Raw genomic sequence first — 3,188 nt, forward strand, 5'->3', positions numbered from 1 at the left:
CCCGCGTCATAGCCCGAAAGCCCGCCGCTTTCCGTGGTTTTTACCGACTGGCTATCAATCACGCCCGCGCTTGGAGAGGCTTCACGCCCCTCAATCTCGCGCAGGCTCATGACCAGGACCGTATTCATGACTTCGAACAATCCGGCATCACGCCAGGCGTAAAAATAGCGCCTGACGGTCGAGACCGGCGGAAAGCATTTCGGCAGCAAACGCCACGCACACCCGGCCGAGGCTATGTAGAGCATCGCGTTGACCACCTCGCGCATATCCGTCGTGCGGGGGCGACCACCCCGTTTCGCCGGGGGTATAAATGGCATGATCAGAGCCCACTCTTCGTCCGTCGTATCCGATGGATATCGCATTCCTTCCCGGCTATGTTCACGTCGGGCAATACCAGTCCATGTCACCATTCACTCCATCTCTTCGTAAAGACGGATGAATCACAACAGGCTGGTATTGTTCAAAAACTTTCGGATCGGGCTCTTAGATATCCGGGTCACAGAAAAATGTTGGCGATCCGGTTCATATCTATTGTCCCGCAGGGGGCAATCCATGCATTGATGCATGCATGTCAGCGTCTGTAATGACCCGACCGTTCATGATGGCCGGGCCGGAAGACCCCGGACCCTCCACGCCAGTCATCTAGCGGAACAGCCGCATTTCAATAAATAATAAAGAAAAGGTGTCACGCATGCCCGAAGAAGATCTGGTTTCCCATGCCATGATACATGCCACTCCACCACGTCAGGTACCCGCCCCTGACGCGCCCGCGACGGGACATGCCATTGTCGTGGGGGTGCTGGCGGCCCTTGCCGGTCTGATGTTTGGACTGGATACCGGGGTGATCGCGGGCGCGCTGCGCTTTATCGGCACGGATTTCAATGCATCGCCGCGTACGCAGGAATGGATCGTCTCCTCCATGATGGCGGCGGCAGCCGTGGGTTCGCTGATCGCCGGGACCATCTCGTTCCGTTTTGGCCGCAGGCGCGCGCTGCTGGGTTCGTCCATTCTTTTCCTTGTCGGTTCCCTGATCAGCGCGTTGGCCCCGTCCGTTGCCTTTCTCATCATCGGTCGGATTTTCCTGGGCTTCGCGGTGGGGATCGCAGCCTTTACGGCCCCCCTCTACATATCCGAAGTCTCGGCCGTGGCGCAGCGCGGGTCGATGATTGCCTGTTACCAGTTGATGATGACGGGCGGCATCTTCCTGTCCTATGTAACCGATGGGGTGCTGGCGAATGGCGCGCACTGGCGGTGGATGCTGGGCCTCATGATGGTGCCTGCGACGATATTCCTCATCGGCTGCCTGTTCCTGCCGGACAGTCCGCGCTGGCTCATGATGCGTGGGGAGAAGCTGCGCGCGCGCAGCGTAATGCGCTACCTGCGGCCCAGCCCGCAGCAGGCCGACCGGGAAATATCCGATATCGCCACGGAACTGACCCGGGGCCGGTCGGAGGGATTTTCGTTTTTCCGCAATAACGCCAATTTCCGGCGTTCGGTCGGGCTGGGTATCGTGCTGCAGGTCATGCAGCAGCTTACCGGTATCAATGTGCTGATGTATTACGCGCCCAAGGTCTTTCAGGCCGCCAATTTCGGCGCGTCCGCCGCTGGATGGGCCACGGCCCTGATCGGCCTGATCAACCTGGTCGCCACCTGTGTCGCGATCGTGACGGTTGACCGCTGGGGCCGCCGGCCGCTGCTGCTGCTCAGTTGTGCCATCATGACGGGCAGCATGCTGCTGGCCGGCGGGCTGGTTGAATATGGCGGTCATGATACCGTGGCCCAGATTGCCATGGTGGGATCGCTGCTGGTGTTTGTCCTGGGATTCGCCATTGGCGCCGGGCCACTGGTCTGGACGTTATGCGCCGAGATCCAGCCATTGCGCGGTCGTGACTTTGGCATTGTCTGTTCCACCTTTACCAATTGGGCCACCAACTGGGCGGTCAGCAATACATTCCTCAGCGTGCTTGATACATTGGGGGAAGCCCACACGTTCTGGCTGTTTGCTGGCATGAATGGCCTGTTTATCGTGATCACGCTGTTGTACGTGCCGGAAACGAAGGGGGTTTCGCTGGAAGATATTGAATCCCACCTGCTTGCGGGCTGGCCCCTGCGCGACCTGGGCGCGCGTTCCCTGCCGCAGGGTGGAAACGTGTCCACGCGTCCGTCTGCCTGACACGGGACGGCAGGCGGATAAAAAAACGGCTTCCGGAGGGNAGGGTTCCGGAAGCCGTTTTTGCCTGAGATGAAGGAAAGACGGTGATCAGGCCTTCTGCGTCGATGCCTTGAAGATCTGTTCGATGGACTTCGCGAGGGCTGCGTCAAATTCCGCATCCGTCATGGTGTAGCGCAGGTCTTCGAGCAGCGCGCGTGAGAAACTGGCGATCATGCCATGGTTTTTCGCCAGCCGCTGACACGCTTCATCACGTGGATACCCACCGGACAGCGCCACGACGCGCTGCACGCGCGGGTGCCTGATCAGGTCAAGGTAAAGATCGGCCTTTTCGGGGATCGAGACCTTGATCATCACCTGGTAGTCACCGGGCAGCGCATCAAGCCCACGGTGCAGTTCGTCATGCAGCAGGGCTTCCGCCCCTGCCTTGTCCGGGCTTTTGATCAGGACTTCGGGTTCCATGATGGGCACGAGGCCACGGGCGGCAATCTGCTCGGCCAGGGCAAACTGCTGCTTCACGATGGCGGCGACACCCTCACGCTCGGCCAGGCGGATGACCGAACGCGCCTTCGTGCCATAGATGCCCTTGCTGATCGCCTGGTCCAGCAGGGGCTCAAGGTTGGGGATGGGCTTCATCATCTGCACGCCGCCCGCTTCGGCCTCCAGCCCCTTGTCCACCTTCAGGAAGGGGACGACGCCCTTTTCCTTCCACAGGTAGGTGGGAACCGGCGTGTCCTTGACCAGCCCGTTCATGGTCTGCTCGAACAGGATGGCGGCGAGGATGCTTTTGCCCGTGAAGGCCGGGGCGGTAATGACCCTGACCCGCATTTCGTGCATCAGGGCAAACATCTGCGCATCGGTGCTGTAGGCGCTGTCCGGTATGCCGTAATGCCGCAGCGCCCCCGGTGTTGATCCCCCGCTCTGGTCCAGGGCCGCGATGAAACCCGCGTTCTCCGACATGTTCTTGCGCATCTGCTCAACAGGCATTTCTATCTATCCTATGTTCAGTATTTATATA

Annotated in this window: 3 protein-coding genes; 1 reads left to right on the plus strand and 2 read right to left on the minus strand. The window is 60.0% G+C overall.

Annotated features, from left to right (window positions below; translation table 11 throughout):
- Positions 1-410, minus strand: a 410-nt coding sequence (locus tag GEU01_RS23580; RefSeq protein ID WP_042710803.1) for an IS5 family transposase, incomplete at its 3' end; no start/stop codon positions are given.
- Positions 411-691: 281 nt separating this feature from the next.
- On the opposite strand from GEU01_RS23580, the gene GEU01_RS20465 reads away from it, so the two are divergent.
- The gene (locus GEU01_RS20465) at positions 692-2,173 is read left to right on the plus strand and encodes a sugar porter family MFS transporter (RefSeq protein WP_019087523.1); all 1,482 of its coding nucleotides are present in this window, start codon (positions 692-694) and stop codon (positions 2,171-2,173) included.
- A gap of 87 nt (positions 2,174-2,260) precedes the next feature.
- Here GEU01_RS20465 and GEU01_RS20470 read toward each other — a convergent pair whose 3' ends face one another.
- Positions 2,261-3,157 (minus strand): fructose bisphosphate aldolase, encoded by an 897-nt coding sequence (locus GEU01_RS20470; RefSeq protein ID WP_019087524.1) that lies wholly within the window; start codon positions 3,155-3,157, stop codon positions 2,261-2,263.
- Positions 3,158-3,188 lie beyond the last annotated feature (31 nt).

Source organism: Komagataeibacter europaeus LMG 18890, from assembly GCF_000285295.1.
In the GTDB taxonomy this organism is placed as follows: Bacteria; Pseudomonadota; Alphaproteobacteria; order Acetobacterales; family Acetobacteraceae; genus Komagataeibacter; species Komagataeibacter europaeus.